The organism is Capnocytophaga sp. oral taxon 332 str. F0381 (assembly GCF_000318275.2).
Taxonomy (GTDB): Bacteria; Bacteroidota; Bacteroidia; order Flavobacteriales; family Flavobacteriaceae; genus Capnocytophaga; species Capnocytophaga bilenii.
The window spans coordinates 1,605-3,280 of the sequence record NZ_KB291311.1 but is presented as its reverse complement, the minus strand read 5'-3'; the positions used below and the strand labels follow the sequence as shown (position 1 = coordinate 3,280).

Here is a 1,676-nt window from a genome sequence, read left to right as displayed (position 1 = left end):
TAGGCACGAGCTACAAGCTCGCGCCAGCAGGGGGCATTTTTTGGAAATTATCAAAAAAATAAAGGAATGAAAAAATTATATTTTATACTATTGTTGAGTTGCTTTTATGCATATTCTCAAAAGGAAGAATTACGTTTTAGGATGCTTTATGATAAATATACTATAGAAGGGGAAAATAATATTCCTCAAGATAGTGTAGCTTTCCCCATTTTTCATCAATTTGTATATGAAAAGGGGAAAGAGGCGTTGTCGTATGATGCTTATACTGATGCAAGTAGTTATAATTCTTGTAAATTACATCTAATAACCAAAAATAATAATGCCACATTATTTGTTGATGACTCAACATTAAATCTAAAATTCTTTGATTCGAAATATAAAATAGAAGTAAACAAAAAAGACGTATATTTTTTGGAAAAGCAATACTATAATTTTCTGAAAACTAAAATTTTAGAGCAAAAAGATATTAGTGAAATATTAGATTTCTTAGATGATTGTTTAGGGGATTATTTCCTCTTAGAAGATTTATTTTTAGTAAGCTCGAAAAGTAAATATAGATTCAACTACAAAATATTAAAAGCTGTTTTAGTTACACAAAAACAACAAGCCGACGGCTTTGAAAAGTGGTTAGTTTTCTATATTTATGATGAAAAAGGAATAGTAAGTATCACAAAAAAAGCATACAAAAAAGGCGAAAATTACGCTGATATATCTTTTTTTAAAGAGCGTTTATCTACAAATCCTAATAGTTTCTCTTTTTCAATTACAGAAGCGAATGTTAAATCTATGGAAGAGACCCAAAAAACAATATCCTTAGATAATAGTTTTGAAAAAACGCATTTAAAAAGTACAAATATGGGAAATAATACAGTTACTTTTATAAAAAAAAGTTCAACTTTTGAAGATGTAACATTCTAACAAATTTCTAACAATATCAGGAGTATTACTACTGAGATAGAAGACCCCAGTGGTAATACTTATATTATAGAATTGGTTATACTAAATTCATATTGCTACACTCTGATAATCAATCGTTTTTAAAGTGCGTTGTGTACGGACGTTTTGCAAACGCCCCCCTAAAAACAAGCCTATTTATTCGAAATCTATTTTCGTTTAACTACAAATCAAGAAGTATAACTCTAAAAACCTTATAAAGATGATAAATCTTCTAATTAAATTTGTTTTTTATTTCTTTATGATATCTGCTTTTTTTAAGGGCATTTATCCTATCAAATTTGATAAGGAATTAAACAAAAGAGCAAAAATCGAAAATATAGATACTATTTTTGCTCCTAAGGATATTTTTAAATATAATTGCAACTATGATGTAAAGCAATATGAAAAGCGTTATAATTATCATATTTCTAAATTTTACATTATAGGAGATGAGAATGTATTATTTAACAATGATAGTTTAGCCACATTAACCCCTTTTTATATTGAAGGTTGGGGAGATTGTTACCCTGAGAAAATCCACAAAAAATTACTTATTATACAGCGTAAGAACATAAAAAACCAAAATAAAACAAAAATCTACAATGATGTCTTATATCCTGATATATATCAAAAAATATCTAAATATAAAGAGGGATTTGTAATAGAAGTTTATATGTCTGGCGTTAGTGGTTTTCGGTCGGATACTTATGTAAATTCTCAATATTGTATAGACAGCATTC

At 27.4% G+C, this 1,676-nt stretch carries 2 protein-coding genes; both read left to right on the top strand.

Annotated features, from left to right (window positions below):
- Positions 1-66: 66 nt before the first annotated feature.
- Positions 67-918 (top strand): hypothetical protein, encoded by an 852-nt coding sequence (locus tag HMPREF9075_RS06520; RefSeq protein ID WP_009751396.1) that lies wholly within the window; start codon positions 67-69, stop codon positions 916-918.
- Between the two features lie 238 nt (positions 919-1,156).
- Positions 1,157-1,676 (top strand): hypothetical protein (locus tag HMPREF9075_RS06515; protein WP_009751394.1); only part of this gene is annotated, 520 nt, incomplete at its 3' end.

What these genes read in the sequence shown, in the direction of transcription:
- HMPREF9075_RS06520 (WP_009751396.1), top strand. Translation starts at nt 67, where the DNA reads ATGAAAAAATTATATTTTATACTATTGTTGAGTTGCTTTTATGCATAT.